The organism is Streptomyces fumanus, assembly GCF_014655295.1.
Taxonomy (GTDB): domain Bacteria; phylum Actinomycetota; class Actinomycetes; order Streptomycetales; family Streptomycetaceae; genus Streptomyces; species Streptomyces fumanus.
Window position 1 is genome coordinate 485,827 of record NZ_BNBI01000004.1, and the last position, 15,232, is coordinate 501,058.

Consider the following 15,232-nt stretch of genomic DNA (forward strand, 5'->3'; position numbering starts at 1 on the left):
GCACCCCCCGGGGTGTCCGTCCGGGGCACACCCGTGTGCAGCACGTAGACGATCGCGTGCAGAGCCGTACGGTCGTCGCCGGCAGCCAGCCTGGATGCCGCCGGTGCCGCGGCGCGGGGCAGGGGAGCGGCACGGTCCCCGGGCAGTCCAGTTCGAGATCGGTGATGGTCAGTGCCCTCGCCGAGCGGGTCTCCGCGTCATCCCTGCGGTGATGAGGATGCGGGTATCGCGTGGAACGCTTGCGTGCCGGTGAACGGCAGTATCGTCGATACCTGCGAGCCCCCGTACGGACGCTGCGCGGGTGGTACGGACCCGCGCTGTGGACGCGGACTCGGGCGGCCACGGCCAGCACCTCCTGTTCCGGTGCGGCCAGTTGGGAGCCGCGTCCGCTCGCGGGCGAGGAGTCGCCGGATGAGGCAGCGGGGCGGCTCACGTGTCCAGGAGATCCCACCACCAGCGGATGGACGGGTAGGGCAGCGGCTGGTGGTTGGTGGGTTCGGAGCGCTCGGCCGTGAGTCCGCCGTGACCGAAGGTGTAGGACAGGGCGTGGGGATCCTGGTCTGGTTCGATGGAGTCGGTCTTGCGGTGGTAGGTGGTGTGGGGTGTGAGGAGGTATTCGGCGTACCCGCGGATCATCTGGCCGAGATCGGCTACGTAGGTGCGGACGTCGTCTCGGGCGGTGGGCAGGTACTTTTCGCTCAGCCGCACGAACAGGCACATGACCTGGTCGCGGAGCCGCACGGCCTGATCGAACGCCTCGGGCAGGGTGCAGTGGTGCTCACGCAGCAGGAGATCGACCAGGTTGACGGGCGCTCGCCGGGGGGCCTCGTCCGGGTGCGGTGGCCGGCCCAGGGCGTGTTCGCGGGCGTACGAGAAGATGTCGTTGTCCCAGCCGATGAGCAGTGTCGCTGCCTGGGACAAGGCCCGCAGCTCGGGCACGGTCAGCAGCGGTGTGGACAGATCGGGCTCCCGTGTCATTTCGACCAGCAGAGGGATGAGGGGGCCGCCTGCGCTGTCGCTGCGCATCAGCACGTAGTGGTCCAGGGTCGGCTGGGCTCCCGCCAGTGAATAGGCGGTGTGCCGTAGGTGTCCGAGCCATCCGTGGCGGTGCGCGTTGACCCAGCGGGCGGACAGCAGGGGCCCGAGACAGGCTTGGACACGGTGGGCGAGGTCGGTCCACATCGCCAGGAAGGGCGGTTCCTCTGCCGATTCGCCGGCCGGGCGCTGCGGGACGGAGCCGTCCATCGCCTGCAGGGTTCGGGCGATCGCATCGGATGCCAGCATGAGGTCGCCGGCGACCGGGTCGGCCTCCAGCACCAGCATGTCGAAGTACCCGTGCAGGATCGCGTTCTGCGCAGCGAGGGCGAAGCGGTCGCTGCCGGATGTGGTGGGCAGGGCGAGGCAGGCCATCGCGGGCAGGTTGTAGTCGGTGAGCATGGACCGCTGGTGGGGGATGAGACGGGGGCCGAGGTCATCGAGCCAGGTGCCGATCCGGGCGGTGAGGATGTCGTAGTCGGGGTGCGGGGTGGTCGCGTAGGGGATGTACAGCGGTGGGATGTCCAGTCGGATCGGCGAGGGCGTGGTCCGTCCGGTCACCGGTGCCTCCTTGCCGAGGCGGTCGCGGTCGTGGAGGGGGTGCCGGTCGCGGTGTCCTGGATGGAGTGCAGGGCGTGGGTCAGGCCGCGGAGGATGAGTGCGGCGGTGACACTCTTGACCTCGATGGGGAACATGCGTGGTGAGGAGCCGTCCAGACAGGCGGGGATGTTCCCGTCGGGGTCTTGCCGCGCGCACAGGTAGGAGGCGCCTTCGTGCAGTCCGGTCCTGATGCCGGCCATGGCCAGGGCTGTCAGGGCGAAGCCGGTGCTGACGGGGTTGCTCATGTCGGTCGGGGTGTAGCCCCACCCGCCGTCCTGGTGGCGGGTGTCGATGAGCCGCTTGACGGTGCGCTGGATGACGTTACGTGCCGCGTGCGCGGTGCGGTCGGGCAGGACGCGCGCCTCCAGCGCATCTTCGAGGGCGTGCACCGCGCGCATCATGGAGGCGGCCTCGCTGAGGTGCCAGTCCACGTCGAAGGTCCCGTCCCGCTGCTGGCTGTCCATGAGGAACCGGGCACCCCGGGTGATCCGTGCGGCGTACCGGCCGGGGTCGTGCTGGGCGAGCACACTGAGCGCTTCACCGGTTTGCGCGACGGCTGAGGGGTTGCCGTAATTGTAGATCGGGTAGCCGCCGTCAGGGTTCTGCAGCGACTCCAGGTACGCGCAGCCCCGGGTGAGGTGGTGGGCGTAGCGGTGCCGATCGATGCGCAGCAGTGTCTCCAGTGAGAGTGCGGTGGTCTCCACGTCGGTCTGCTCGGTCAGGGGGTTGTAGGTCCAGCCGCCGCTGGGAGTCTGCGTGGACACCAGCCATCGGCCCATGCGCGCCTGCAGTTCGCTCTCCACTCCGGCTTCGACCAGGGACATGCCGCCGAACCCGGTGCACTCGATGCCGGGGGTCAGGCTGAAGCCGCCGTCGGGCCGCTGGGCGGCCAGTAGCGGGGGCAGACCGTTGCGGATGTGCTGTCGGTAGCCGGGATACCGGCGGAGCGCGTGCAGGGCCATGAGGTGGACGAGCAGATTGCCTTCCCAGAGCCGGCCGGTGCCGACCGCCGTGGCCAGGGTGGTCAGCTCCTCCTCGGTCACCCGCTCCGGGTGCCCGAGTCCGTGCAGGATGAGGCACTTGCCGGCAGTCATCTCCACCTGTTTCCAGGACTGGAACTGCCGTGCTTCCAGCGCCGAGTCCTGCGGGAGGACTACTGTGTCGATCGCTTCGGCGGCGTAGAGGATGCTCTGCAGCAGCACGCGTTTGCGTGCGGCGGTGAAGTGATGGAACCCGTTCATCAGCCCGTCGACGACCTCGGGCCCGAGCGGTGGGCGCCGGTCGAGCACAGCGGCCAGCAGGAGCTGGTCCACCGCTGAGAGCCTCGCGGTGGCCCGAGATCCGGCCAGGAACCCTCGGATCCTGGCCTGCACGGCGGGTTCCGTCCGCTCGGCTTCCAGCAGCCGTAGCATCAGCGCCGATTCCAGGACCCGGCTCTCGCAGTGGCTGAAGACTTCTCCCTCCGCGGTGACCATGGTCGCCAGGTGATCGGTCAGACGACGGTGCGAGCGGCGGATCTCAGCGATCGGCTTCAGCGGCAACGGGCTGGCCTGCATCGTCACGTCCCTTTCGTTCTTCGCATAGGCGGTGGGGGCGCGCGTGTCCGGGTTCTGCCAGGTCACGCGTGCGGGGCAGAGGCTGGGGGTGGGCCACGGCGCTGCCCCGGTCGTGGCCGGTGACCGCCTGGCTCAGGGGGTACTGCCGCGGGGAGGCCCGTCGGCAGACGGTGCGCCGTGTGTCGCCTGGGCGGGCGGGGCTTTGACCGAGTGCCAGTAACCGATGACGAACCAGCGCGCGCGGCCTGCCCTGGCCAGGGCTTCGCAGGACTGGCGTACGTATTCCTCGCCGGCGGTGAGGGTGGGGCGGTTGGCCAGTGCCTGGGCCCGTGCGGCGAAGATGTCCCAGTTGCGGGAGGTGCCTTCGAGTTCGCCGATGGCCGTCACCCTCAGCCCTGCCTGCTCCAGGTGGTGCTCGAGTTCTCCGAGGGTGATCAGGTTCGGCAGTGCGTAGGTGCGGCACATGGGTTCGATGTACTGGGCGTAGTCCTCGCTGGTGATGCCGTCCCGGCACAGCCAGTCATTGCCCAGGAACACCCCGCCCGGTTTGAGGACCCGGGCGATTTCCCGGTGCACGGCGGCCTTGTCCGGGGCGTGGCACATGGCCTGCAGGTTGTAGGCGGCGTCGAACTCCTCGTCGTCGAAGGGCATGTCCATCGCGTCTCCGTGCACGAACCGCACGGCCTCCGACAGGCCCTGTTGTGCGGTGAGTTCGCGTGCGATGTCCACCTGGGGCGCGGCGATGGTGATACCGGTGACCTGTGCCCCCGAGCAGGCGGCGATCGTGCGGGCGGGCCGGCCGATCCCGCATCCGACATCCAGAACCTTCCAGCCGGGGCGGAATCCGCCCTCCTCCGCCAGTCGGTGTTCCAGCCGCTGTGTGGCCTCCGCGACGCTTTCCTGCCCCTGGAACGGAGGCAGATGAAACGAATCGGACCACGATTCCCGGTACAGCGGCGTGGCGATCGTGTAGTAGTCCGGCACCATTTCCGCGTAGCTCGCTGTGCGCGTCGCGCGGGTCTGGGTCCTTTGCAGAAAACGGCCGAAGTCCATGGCGCTTCCCTCCACAGCGGGTGTCGGCCTGGTGTCCGGTGTGCTGTTTCACGCCGGGCGGATGCGGTTCATGAGGTTCCTTGGATGGCGGCGTCGGTGATCTGGCGCAGGATCTTCAGCGCGGGAGGCGGTAAGGGGGCTGTCCGGCCGCCCCAGGAGAAGGCTGGAGATACGCCGGGAGACGTCTTGATGGTGGCTGGCCTTCCGGCGCATCTCCTCTCCGCTCTCCGGCGAAAACCCACCACAGATGATGCGCGGCAGCCTCCGGTGCTGGCTCGCTCACCAGCTCCGGCCTTCACTCATCGGTCACCGTCCGTGCCCACGGTCGCCCGCGCGCCTGCCCGATCCCGCGGACTCTGGAGACAGTCATCGGGCACCCTCCGGTCGTCACGGCCCGGGCAGCAGCTCTGCCCTCTGGGCTGCACCAGCTTGACAAACACCCATCAGCCGCCAAAAGGGCGCATTCCCGGCCTCCTGTGCGAACAGGCGATTCCGAGCCACGTCAGATTTCCCCCACCCTCCGCACCGTCCGAGACATATGTCCCAGTGGGCCGGGGTGTCCCGAATGTGCGCCCCTCCGTCTGCTCACACGGCTCATCCGGCACCCTTGGCATCCCGTGTGCGCAGTACGCGCCCGGTCCCGTCTGCCGAAAGACGGCGGGAACTCTCAACCTCCCCGCCGGTGTTCGGCAAAAAGGGCTCCTGGCGGCCGGTCAGTACGGCGAGGGTTCCGGGCTCGGGTACTGGCGAGCTCGCGCAATCATCCGTCGCCAGTTGTCCGTGGAATCCAGCCTGCTGGTGACCGTGTGTGGCGGTGCTGGGACAGTATCTGTGCACCGCCGCAGGTGCTGGATATCTGCTTACTCCTTTCGCTACGAGCTTCTCGACGTGTCGGCTTGTGTTTCATGCGTTGCCGACCGTCCCCATGGGATGACCGAACTGCGCCCCCCGTATGCGCCATTTACCTACTCCCACCTCTTCGCTCACCTGTGCGCTCCCGTAGCTCCTGCGGAGTCGGGCACGCTGCTTACAAGACTGTCTGCTCACCTGCACCGGACTCCGCTGGCCTCGTTGAGGTGGTCTGTATGTGCCCTGTTGCCCCCACGGCTGGGCTTTCTGGCGGCGAAGGAGAAAAGAGACTGGATCCGGACTGGGTCCGGTCGGCTGTCGATGCCGTCCTGACCGCTTTCCTTCAGGCAAGAGCAGGCAAGGAGATCGAAGGAAGCCGCCATCCAGATCTCGGTACGCCGCTGCTGGACTTCGTGCAGGCCGGCGGAAAGCGTCTGAGGCCCTTCTTGACCATGCTGGGCTGGCATGCGGTCGGTGCGCGTGGGACAGAGCGAGCGGCGCTGTATCTGGCTGCCTCTCTCGAGTTGTTCCATGTCTTCGCACTCATTCACGACGACGTCATGGACGGATCGGAAACCCGGCGAGGTCACCCCTCGCTCCACCGAGCGCAAGGCCGGCGTTTCGCGAGTCTGCTGGCTTGCGCCGGTCACACACGTCCCGTCAAGGACGTCACGCGCCGCCTGGGGGAGGGAGCGGCCATCTTGATCGGGGACGCTGCTCTGGCATGGTCCGAGGAGTTGTTCTGGCGCGGTGATCCTGCCCCTGAGCAGTGCGCCCGGGTGGTTCCGTTGCTGTGCCGCATGCGCACCGAACTCGTGCACGGGCAGTACCTCGACCTGGAAGCGTCTGCACGTGCCATGGTCACGGTGGAGGAGGCATTGACGATCGCACGGTACAAATCGGCGAAGTACAGCGTCGAGCATCCCCTGCACTTGGGGGCTGCGCTCGGTGGAGCTACCCCTCAAGTACTCGAGGCCCTGTCCGCCTACGCACTACCGGCCGGTGAAGCCTTCCAACTACGAGATGACCTGTTAGGGGTCTATGGCGATCCGCGCCAAACCGGCAAGTCGGCCTTGGACGATCTGCGCGAGGGCAAGAAGACCGTACTGGTCTGTCTGGCACGGCAGGCGGCCGACGCTGAGCAGCACCGCGTGCTGGACACGCTGCTGGGTCGTGGCGACCTGGACGAGGAAGGTGCTGATCGGCTCCGGGCCGTCTTGGAGGACACCGGGGCTCGCATGCGGACGGAGAGCATGATCGCGGACCGGGCACGGCAGGCAAAGGCCGCTCTGCGGCAACTGCCCGCCAATGCGGCAGTGCGGGCGTCTCTGCATACGCTGATCACGCGTCTTGTCCAGCGCGATGTCTGAACGGGTACTGCGGCCAGGGCAGGGCACGACGGGCGGGAAGTCGCCACCGGAGCCTTCCGCCAGCCGACGCGGTCAGGGAAAGAAAGGACGAAGTGGCAACTGAGGGTCCGAGTGGGAAGTTCGGTGTCAGCCCGGTACGTCTGTTCTCCGTGCCGCTTACCCGCGGGGTCAGCCCGGACCTGGTAGATGCGCGCTCATCATCACGCGTGGATGAGGAGGACGGGGCTGTGCCTGACGGCACGCGCCGCCCAAGGGGTGGCTTCATGGGAAGCGCACCGAGCTGCCACGGTCACGGATCGAGGGGGCAGGTCCTTGACGCTGCCGTCGGAGGCGCGGCGGACCCAGGGGTGCCCGCCGAAACCGGTTGCGGGGTAGAAGCAGACATAGCCGTCCGGACAGGCGATCTGGACCTGGGCGGCGCGGGATTCGCTGGAGGCGGAGGCCGGGACGGTCGGTGGCGGGAGGGCGGCGGCCGCAGCATGTATCAGGTTCTTCAGCACGTCCTACAGGTACTGCCTGCGGCCGCCCGGGTGGGTCGGGCCGGCAGCGGGTTCACCCCGGGAGAGCGCCTCCAGCGCACGATGACAGAGCCGTCGCCACGCAGAGCCTGCTGCTGATACGAGATGCGCGGGGTGCCATTCCGGTCTCCGGGTGCTCACCGGTCGGCGGAAGGAGCGCATCAGGTCGTCGCACACCGCGCCGGCCACACCCCGGCCAGGCTCCCCTATGACGACCTCCCCCTGAGCATCGACCGCATCGCCGCAACCGATCCCGCCCGGGTCACCGAGCTCCGGGTCGCCGCCCGCCGAACCCCCAGCCACTGGACCCCGCCCTGCACCACGGAGTCCGTTGGAACTCGATATATCCCGATTGTCCGCGAGGATGAGTGCGGCGACGCATATGACCGAACGGTCACTGGCTTGCGTACGTTCCCTCATGCCACGTTCGTGGAGGTAGAGAACCGGTTACGGGAGCTGAGAATGCTGGTGACAGAGTTCAGCACCGAGAGGGTGGCAGCCCCAGAGCGATTCGATCTGTTCGTTGATATCACTGACCGCTCTCACATGGCCAACTGGCTGCACAGCGAGGATCAGGACGACTTCCGGGCGAGGATGAGGAGCCTGGATTTGGGAGAGTTACAGGTCTCCACGATGTCATTTTCTCATCTGGGGATCACGCGGAGCGCGAAGCTGATCCGGCAGTCCGACCCCGAGGCATACCAGATCAACTATTTCCTGCGTCAAAAAGGATCTCTCTCCGCAGCCGGAGCCGATACGGTGCTGCATGAAGGTGATCTGGTGATGATGGACTCCAGCCATCCCTACCGTGGAGATGTCCGCGCCACCGGGGAGAGCTGGTCGCATGTGACCGTGCAGTTCGCCCGAAGGCTGATGCCGTTCCCGGAGAAGGCGGTGCGGCGCCTACTCGGTGTCCCGATCAGCGGGCGTCACGGGATGGGCGGGGTGTTCACCCGTTGGTTGTCCGACCTGAACGTACGGGCTGACGAGTTCACTCCGGCCGACGTTCCCACCCTCGCCTCGGTCACCCTGGACCTCCTGGCCTCCACCATCGCCCGCTCTCTGGGGTCTGAGGATGCACTGAGTCCGGAGACTCGCAGGAACGCTCTGCGCGTCCGAATAAACGCGTTTGTCGAGCAGCACCTCGATGATCTGAACATGACCCCTCAGGTCATTGCTGACGCCCACCACATCTCCCTGCGCCAGCTCCAGCAGTTGCTCGCCGAGGTCGACGTTTCGCCGGCGGCATGGATACGCCACCGCCGTCTGGAACGTTGCCGCCTGGATCTGGCCGACCCCCACCTGAGCACCCGCCCGATCCAGGTCATTGCCGCCCGCTGGGGCTTCACCGATCCGCCGCACTTCAGCCGTCTGTTTCGGAGCGTTTACGGGATGTCACCGCGGGACTACAGGAACGCGTCTTCCAGGATGTGCGCGAATCGCCAACATCCCTGCGCGGAATGACAAGGTCTGACGTTGCCGGCCTGGGCATCCTGAACGTCAACGATCCGAACGGCCCTCAGTCGGCCCTTGTCCGAGCGGCCCAGAGCGTCGGTGCCGGACCAGACCTCATGAGGACGTGTCCTCCGCTCAACTCACGGCGTCGGCTGCTGCGGCGAGCCCGCTGTTGCACCCGCCCATCGGCACAGCAGTCAGAGCCGTCCACGCCCTGCTCACCTGCACATACCCAGGGTGAAAACGATTCAGTAGGAATTGACCAATCAAGGGAGAACAGTGGGACAGACACGATGGGTTCTAGCCTTCGATGGGGCATGTAGCACCTGCTCGGCCATCTCCGCGTCCGTGTCAGAGGCGTGCGCGGACAAGCTGGAGGTGATGCCACTGGAACATGACGACGTCCAACGGTGGCGACAGAGCAGCATGGGTGCCGACCCGAAATGGGCGCCCACACTGCTGCGCGTGAACGGGGACGAAGCAAAAGCCTGGACAGGCCCCGCCATGTCCTTCACGCTGGCCAGGCATCTCGGTCCGCAGGCGACAGTACGGGTTCTGCGGGCACTGGGAAGACTGCGCCATGGAACCAGCGAGAAATCTTCGGAAGTCGCTGGGCCCGGAATTGGGCGTAAGCGTTTCCTTCAGATGAGTGGTGGCTTGGGCGTCGCCATTGGGCTGACCCTGACCGGCCGGACTCCCGCCTTCGCGCGATCCGATCGCACTGCAGCCGACTCCTGGGTTGCGGCGAACTTGGACCGTCTGCCGCGCACGTACGAGGAGATCGTCCGGCACACGGTGCCCTACCGGAAAGCGATCGTAAAAGCGCTGTCTCCCGAAGAGCGCACCGCAGTCTGGCTCGCGAACATCGATCGCTACCGCCAAGATCATCCCCACGCCACAGCCGCTCAGATCCAGGTCATGGATGACGCTTCCACCCTGGCTGCTCGCGTCTTCGTGTCACCCGGAGACCACACCGAGGAGATGCGCAAATTCAGTGAGCGGGCCAAGGAGGCACTAGGTTTGCGGGAAGCCGAAGCCATGGCCATGAGCATCGGTCCCGCCGACCCGCCCGCGATCCAGGCCCGGTCTGCCGATTGTTCTTGCTCAACTCAGGACTGCACGTGCTGTGCCGGTGGCTACTACTGTCTGCGCGGCGGTTGCACCGTTATCCCGTCGGATTGCGGTCTGTTCTGGTTGTTCGATTGCAATGGCCGGTGCGGCTGAGCGGCCGCCTAAGGCCGGGGAGTTACTGAGCCCTTTTCATCGCGGCGTCTGAGGAGCAAAAACAGGCTGGTCAGCGTGGTGGTGACGTGACGAAGCCCTTCGTCGTTGGTGTGGTGATCTCACTCAGCACGCCGACCGCCGGGGGGCTTCGTTGGTTCCGTACCCTTCCCTGCTCGACGTCCCGTACAAGCTGGTCGAGCATGTCTCCTAGCTCGTCCATATCCGAAGGTGTGAGCTCTGCTCAGGTTCTGCCAGTGCTGGTCCGTCTGCGCTGGAATGTGAAGCTGTCTCAGCTTGTGGCGGGATGCATGGTTCTTGTGTCGACTGCGACGCCACGGTCGAGATCGGCAACGGCTGGTCGTCCTGCGCCACCATCCACGATGTCCGCGACGAAGCCTCCTCCGGACCCGGCACCGCCGCCCTCGCCGAGGTCGAGCGGCACCGCGCCAGCGAGCTGTTCGCCGACGCGGTCGGCGAGTACGCCCAGGTCCTCGCCGCCGGCGTCACCTTCACCCGCCCGAAGACACCGTGCCGTAACCCGCTCGCCCGGAAGGCACGTGCGGCCTGATGAGCCGGGACGGCTGCACCTGCAGACGCCGCCTCACCAAGCGCGGCATCCACAACCTCAACTAGGTGCAGCAGCGTTGTCAGTGACGTCGGGCATGATCGGCGCGTCAGTTCTTCTCAGAGGGCGGGGCACTATGCCGATCACGGACCAGCAGGTGGCGGAGCATGCGTTTTTGCGGCAGTTGTACGCGGACTCATACTTCCCCGATCACGTTGTCGACAAGGGCCGGGTGATCTTGCTGCGGCTGTGTGAGCGGATTGAGGCTGAGCGGCCGTCGGATCTGTCGGCTCTGTATGCACTCACCCAGGCCGCTACGGAGGAGTTCAACCTCTTGGAGGCGGAGTTCGAAGCAGCCGGGAGTGAGATCGAGACGGTCGCGCGGGAAGTGATCGCTGAGGACTTCTGGTTCGTCGCGTCCGCCTACGGGTTCACGGACGCGGACGTAGAGGAACTGATCGCTACCCGGGACTGGTGAGCAACGTTCGGAAGCGATCCAGCCGCTGGTCAGAGCCATTCGTTGAGGGCCGCGATCAGCAGGGTCGCTTCGCAGCGGACGGCGAACCTGTCATACCTCGTGGCCACGGTCCGGTGGCGCTTGAGGCGGTTGATCCCGCACTCGACGCGGCATGCCGCTCGCGGTAGTCGGCCCTGTCGAACTTCGGTGGCCGACCGCCTCGCGAGCCGAGTCTGCGACGGTGGCGGACGCGGTCCGCGAGGCACCGAGATGGTCGCCTCGATACCGCGTCGTCGCAGGTAGGAACGGTTACGGCGGGAGCCGTAGACATCGGCGGCCCGCACCCGGTCGGGTCGTCGGCGAGGCCGACCGCGTCCCAGCCGGGGAACCCGGATCGCTTCCAGAACGGGCTCGAACTGCGGGGAATCGCCCCGTTGCCCGGCGCTGATCAGCACGGACAGCGGCTTCTGCCCCTGTCATTCGCTGAGGGTCCAGTTGGCTGTGAGGGAAGAAGCACTCCCCAGGCGAAGAGGCGTCCGCATGTCCGCCTCGAGGGCGGCAGCCGGTCGGTGGCCTCCCAGGCCGGGGCCGTGCTGGTGGTGGAGACGGTCCGGCCCTGGCCCTGGGCGCCAGGATGCGGACGTTCCTTCCGGACGATCGGCCGCATGCCCTTTGGCCAGCCGGCCAGGCAGTCGCTGCCGGCGTCGATCTCCGCGCCCTGGGCGCCGTCGCGGATGCCGCCGTCGGGTTCCACGGCCGGCGTCCAGGCCGAGGCCGGCACCTTCAGGACGGCCTGATGGAGGGCATCGGTGATGGCCGTGCCGACCGAGTACGACAGCCACGACCCGCGCTTGGTGAGCCAGGCGACGAGGGTGTGGGTGCCGCCGTCGGAGTCGGCGCGGATCAGCGTCTTCCGTCCCCGCCGGTACTGTTTCGCGGGCTGGGAAGGCCGAGGCCGAGGCCGACGTGCCGCGGAGTCGGAGGAGGAGCGGACGACTCCTTCGCTTCAGGCTGCTTCCCCGCGCGCGTGCCGCAGCGCCTCGTCCTCGACCGTCACGTCCACGACGACCGGCTTGCCGCCGGAGATCCGGTACTCACCGTGCACCGGTTCGCCCCCGTCTCCGTACGTCCGGGGCGACAGCGGGAGAAGCCGTGCCGTTCCCGGCAGTTCGCGGTCCCGTCGCCCGGTGTCCACGTGGTGGTATTTATCGATTGCGGGCGACCTGTCGGCAAGATGTTCGGAGGACAGTGGTTTCTGGCTACATTTTCGTCGTTCCCATATTCGCGTGGGAGGGCATCTGCCGGTGCCGCGGAACGATGCTGGTGATAGGGCGATAGTGTTCCGCTCCAGCGGCTGGGGGGACGCGAAACCTCCCGTGCGAAATTGCGAACAGGGCATGTGGGGGGCATGGAGAAATTTCTCGGTTCATCGCGTCGTTCGTTCGACATCTGGAGTGAACTCCCCCCGTCCTTCCGGGAAAGCGTCCTGGCCCGCCCGGCCGCCGACGTGCGGAGCGTCCATGACGGGATCAGCGGCTCCAAGGGGACCTGGCGCCCCGTGCGCCCGAGTTTCGTCGACCGGACCCACTTCGATGAACTGGGACGCGTTTCCGCACGTCTCATGCGGTTGATCCTCGATGCCTGCCGCCGCCGGGCCGCCACGGTCGGCGAGCTCCAGGACGTGCTGGGCGTGGACGAGACCGACACCCCGCTCCTGTCCCGGGCGGAACCGCTGGGCGAGCACCTGCTCGTCGCGGCGCGCCCCGACATCGTCTACCGGTCCGGCGTCCCCTATTTCGTGGAATTCAATATCGACGGGGCGCTCGGCGGCACACTCCAGGCCGACCTCCTTGCCGCGCGATTTCGCGCTCTCTATCACCGGCTTCCCGGCGGGCACCGCATAGACGCCCCGCCGTCCGCCGTGGATTCCCGTTTCGCCGAAATCCGTACGTCACTGGGACTTCCGGAAGGCTCCCGGGTCGCCATTCCCGTGTTCAGCAAAGGCGCGGCGCCCGGACTCGAAGACCCCGACGCCTTCCTCGCCTGGCTGGCCCCCATGTGCGAGAGCGGCCGACGGCACGGCATGGACACCGTCGCCTGCACGATGGACCGGCTGGAGACCGGTGCGGACGACGTCCTGCTGCTCGACGGGCAACCGGTGGACGCGGTACTCCGGCTCTTCCTCAGCGCCGACCAGCCGCCGAGCCCGGGCCTGGACGCCCTGCTGCGCGCCGTGCGCGCCGGCCGGGTGCGGATGCACACGTCCGAGGCCACCTGGCTGCTCAGCGACAAGTCCACGATGGCCTGGCTCTGGACCGACAAGGAATTCCTCCCGGAGGACGACCGGCGGCTGGTCGAGCGGCACCTGCCCTGGACGGCCCTGTTCCCCGGCCACGGCCGCCAGGGCGACGAACTGCTGCGGTACGCCCTGGCCCACCGCACGGAGCTGGTCCTCAAACCCACCGGCGGCTACGGCGGCGGTGGTGTGGTCCTCGGCCCCGAGACCGGCGACGAGGAGTGGCGGGAGGCGCTCGACCACGCCCGGTGGGCCGGACGCCACATCCTGCAAACCCACGTGACGCCGGACCGGCTGGCGCTGGACTTCCAGGACCAGGAGACCGGTGCCGTGGAACACGCCCAGGTGCCCTTCGTCGTCGGCCCGTTCATGTTCGGCCAGGCCCCCTCGGGCGTACTGGTCCGGCACGGCGTCCCCGGCGGCGGACCCGTCCTCAACGCGCACCACGGCGCCCTGATGAGCTCCGCGGTCCTGGTGGACCGATGTTGAAAGTCCTCCGGAGGGGACGGGACACCCCGGGGAACGAGCGGCTGGGTCCCACCTTCCGGCTCTTCCAGTCCGCCGTGGTCTCCTCGGACCTCGCGGACGGCATCTACAAGATCGCGGTTCCGCTGCTGGCCCTCGGGATCAGCCGCTCCGCGCTCGCGGTCAGCGCGGTGGGCCTCGCCGTCCGGCTGCCCTGGCTCATCGCCACCCTGCCCGCGGGGGTGCTCGCCGACCGGTACCCGCCCCGGACCGTGATGCGCTGGGCGTCGGCGCTCCGGCTGCCGCTGGTGGCCGTCATGTGCGTCCTGGCGGCGACCGACCGGCTGCCCCTGTGGGTCCTGATCGTCACCGCCTTCCTCATCGGCTGCGCCGGCACCTTCGTCGACGTGGCCGCCCAGTCCCAGTTGCCCCGGCTCGTGCCGGTGGGGCAACTGCGCAAGGCCAACGCCTCCCTGCAGTCCACCCAGATGTTCCTCGCGCAGCTCATCGGTCCCGCCCTCGGCGGCTATGTGGTGGCCCTGGGCTCGGGCGGCGGACTCGCCGTGGTGGTCGCCCTGTACGTGGTCACCGTCTGGGCGCTCGGGCTGCTGCCCGCGGCCGTCGAGCGGGCGACGGCGAGCCACGCCCGCCAGACGCCCGCACCGGTCCCCGAGGACGGACGCCGATCGTCGCTCGGCTCGCTGATCGCCGAACTCGGCGACGGCCTGCGCTACTTCCGCGGCCGCAAGGACCTCGCCAGGCTCGCGACGGCCGCCGCCGTCAACAACCTCTCCTACTCCATGTGCCTGACCATGCTGCCGCTGTGGGCGGTGCGGCCCGGACGGCTCGGACTCTCCGAGACCGGCTACGGGCTGCTGCTCACCTGTCTCGCGGTCGGCAGCATCCTCGCCGGACTGGTGGCCGGAAGGGTCCTGAAGGCGGTCGGTGACGCACCGGTCATGCGGTTCGGCGCACCGGTCCTCGGCGTCTGCTTCCTCGCCCTGGCCGTGCCCGCCGTGCCCGTCGTCGCCCTGGGCCTCTTCGTCTACGGGCTGGTCTCCATGGTCTGGAACGTGGCGGTGACCTCCTACCGCCAGGCCACCGTGCCCCTGCCCCTGTTCGGACGGGTGAACGCCGCGTACCGCTGGCTGACCTGGGGGGTCATTCCGTTCGGTTCGCTGGCGGGCGGCACCCTGTCCGCCACGGCCGGCCTCACCTGGGTCTTCCTGACCGCGGGCGCCCTGCCCCTGATCGCGGGGGCCCTGCTGCCCCCGCCCCGGCCACAGGCGGCACCCGCACCCCCGGACACCACCGCGCCGACGGCTCCGCCCGCCTCCGAGCCCTCCCGGGCGGGGGAGCGCGTCACCGAGCTCGCGCGGCCCGGAGAACGTGCCGCCGAGCCCACTCGGCCCGGTGAGCGAGTCACCCAGCCCATCCGGCCCGGGGAACGCGTCACCGAGCCCGCGCTGCCCGGGGAGCGCGCCGCCGAGCCCACCCGGCCCGGGGAACGCGCCGCCGAGCCCACTCGGCCCGGAGAGCGCGTCACCCAGCCCACTCGACCCGGGGAACGCACCGCCGAGCCCACGCAGCCCGGAGAGCGCGCCGCCGCCTCGGCGGACGCCCCCGCCGACGCCCCCACCGAGACGTCCGGTCACGCTCCGGGCCCGGTGCGCGCCGGCCGTCCGGACCCGGGGCGCCGGGAACCATCGCCCGCCGACGCCCAGGACACAGCGCCCGCCGACCGGGCCTAGGCGTCCCGCGCGGCGGGGGACCGACCCGTCCACCGGAC

At 68.4% G+C, this 15,232-nt stretch carries 13 protein-coding genes and 1 pseudogene; 7 read left to right on the plus strand and 7 right to left on the minus strand.

The features are described from left to right. Positions 1–429: 429 nt before the first annotated feature. From IE316_RS11590 to IE316_RS11600, 3 genes are all read right to left on the minus strand, one after another. Positions 430–1,596 carry a terpene synthase family protein gene (locus tag IE316_RS11590; protein WP_190204135.1) on the minus strand — a complete coding sequence of 389 codons (1,167 nt, stop codon included), beginning with the start codon at positions 1,594–1,596 and terminating at the stop codon, positions 430–432. Further along, the gene (locus IE316_RS11595; RefSeq protein ID WP_190204136.1) at positions 1,593–3,257 is read right to left on the minus strand and encodes a prenyltransferase/squalene oxidase repeat-containing protein; all 1,665 of its coding nucleotides are present in this window, start codon (positions 3,255–3,257) and stop codon (positions 1,593–1,595) included. The genes IE316_RS11590 and IE316_RS11595 overlap by 4 nt, the downstream gene beginning before the upstream one ends. Before the next feature lie 66 nt (positions 3,258–3,323). After that, the gene (locus IE316_RS11600; RefSeq protein WP_190204137.1) at positions 3,324–4,244 is read right to left on the minus strand and encodes an SAM-dependent methyltransferase; all 921 of its coding nucleotides are present in this window, start codon (positions 4,242–4,244) and stop codon (positions 3,324–3,326) included. A 1,085-nt stretch (positions 4,245–5,329) separates the two neighbouring features. Here IE316_RS11600 and IE316_RS11605 point away from each other — a divergent pair. Beyond that, positions 5,330–6,463, plus strand: coding sequence for a polyprenyl synthetase family protein (locus tag IE316_RS11605; RefSeq protein ID WP_190204138.1), 1,134 nt, complete (start codon positions 5,330–5,332; stop codon positions 6,461–6,463). Positions 6,464–6,663: 200 nt separating this feature from the next. Here IE316_RS11605 and IE316_RS11610 read toward each other — a convergent pair whose 3' ends face one another. Beyond that, on the minus strand, positions 6,664–6,963 hold the full coding sequence (locus IE316_RS11610; protein WP_190204139.1) for a peptidase inhibitor family I36 protein: 300 nt from the start codon (positions 6,961–6,963) through the stop codon (positions 6,664–6,666). 480 nt (positions 6,964–7,443) lie between these two features. On the opposite strand from IE316_RS11610, the gene IE316_RS11615 reads away from it, so the two are divergent. From IE316_RS11615 to IE316_RS11630, 4 genes are all read left to right on the plus strand, one after another. Continuing rightward, a complete protein-coding gene (locus IE316_RS11615; protein WP_190204140.1) occupies positions 7,444–8,445 on the plus strand; it encodes an AraC-like ligand-binding domain-containing protein in 1,002 nt (333 codons plus the stop codon). A gap of 456 nt (positions 8,446–8,901) precedes the next feature. Next, complete coding sequence (locus tag IE316_RS11620) at positions 8,902–9,660, plus strand: bacteriocin fulvocin C-related protein (RefSeq protein ID WP_190204141.1); 759 nt, start codon at positions 8,902–8,904, stop codon at positions 9,658–9,660. A 304-nt stretch (positions 9,661–9,964) separates the two neighbouring features. Continuing rightward, positions 9,965–10,228, plus strand: coding sequence for a hypothetical protein (locus IE316_RS11625; protein WP_190204142.1), 264 nt, complete (start codon positions 9,965–9,967; stop codon positions 10,226–10,228). A gap of 133 nt (positions 10,229–10,361) precedes the next feature. Next, positions 10,362–10,703 carry a DUF5713 family protein gene (locus IE316_RS11630; RefSeq protein ID WP_189858056.1) on the plus strand — a complete coding sequence of 114 codons (342 nt, stop codon included), beginning with the start codon at positions 10,362–10,364 and terminating at the stop codon, positions 10,701–10,703. 29 nt (positions 10,704–10,732) lie between these two features. On the opposite strand, the gene IE316_RS36200 is transcribed toward IE316_RS11630, so the two are convergent. The 3 genes and pseudogenes from IE316_RS36200 to IE316_RS11645 all read right to left on the minus strand — a co-directional run bounded on the left by IE316_RS36200 (position 10,733) and on the right by IE316_RS11645 (position 11,877). Then, positions 10,733–11,143 (minus strand): hypothetical protein, encoded by a 411-nt coding sequence (locus tag IE316_RS36200; RefSeq protein ID WP_351055159.1) that lies wholly within the window; start codon positions 11,141–11,143, stop codon positions 10,733–10,735. 161 nt (positions 11,144–11,304) lie between these two features. Next, positions 11,305–11,628 (minus strand): annotated as a pseudogene (locus tag IE316_RS11640) (transposase); the annotation flags it as partial. 60 nt (positions 11,629–11,688) lie between these two features. Then, complete coding sequence (locus IE316_RS11645) at positions 11,689–11,877, minus strand: hypothetical protein (protein ID WP_190204216.1); 189 nt, start codon at positions 11,875–11,877, stop codon at positions 11,689–11,691. 426 nt (positions 11,878–12,303) lie between these two features. Between IE316_RS11645 and IE316_RS11650 the strand changes: the two genes are divergently transcribed. Both IE316_RS11650 and IE316_RS11655 read left to right on the plus strand, forming a co-directional pair. Beyond that, positions 12,304–13,467 (plus strand): hypothetical protein, encoded by a 1,164-nt coding sequence (locus IE316_RS11650; RefSeq protein WP_229910339.1) that lies wholly within the window; start codon positions 12,304–12,306, stop codon positions 13,465–13,467. Then, positions 13,461–15,194, plus strand: coding sequence for an MFS transporter (locus IE316_RS11655; protein WP_190204145.1), 1,734 nt, complete (start codon positions 13,461–13,463; stop codon positions 15,192–15,194). Before IE316_RS11650 ends, IE316_RS11655 begins: the two co-directional genes overlap by 7 nt. The last annotated feature ends 38 nt before the right edge of the window (positions 15,195–15,232 follow it).

Excerpts from the sequence above, each read along its gene's own strand:
- IE316_RS11600 (WP_190204137.1), bottom strand. The coding sequence starts at position 4,244 with ATGGACTTCGGCCGTTTTCTGCAAAGGACCCAGACCCGCGCGACGCGC.
- IE316_RS11605 (WP_190204138.1), top strand. The coding sequence starts at position 5,330 with ATGTGCCCTGTTGCCCCCACGGCTGGGCTTTCTGGCGGCGAAGGAGAA.
- IE316_RS11615 (WP_190204140.1), top strand. The coding sequence starts at position 7,444 with ATGCTGGTGACAGAGTTCAGCACCGAGAGGGTGGCAGCCCCAGAGCGA.
- IE316_RS11625 (WP_190204142.1), top strand. The coding sequence starts at position 9,965 with ATGCATGGTTCTTGTGTCGACTGCGACGCCACGGTCGAGATCGGCAAC.
- IE316_RS11630 (WP_189858056.1), top strand. The coding sequence starts at position 10,362 with ATGCCGATCACGGACCAGCAGGTGGCGGAGCATGCGTTTTTGCGGCAG.
- IE316_RS11650 (WP_229910339.1), top strand. The coding sequence starts at position 12,304 with ATGCGGTTGATCCTCGATGCCTGCCGCCGCCGGGCCGCCACGGTCGGC.
- IE316_RS11655 (WP_190204145.1), top strand. The coding sequence starts at position 13,461 with ATGTTGAAAGTCCTCCGGAGGGGACGGGACACCCCGGGGAACGAGCGG.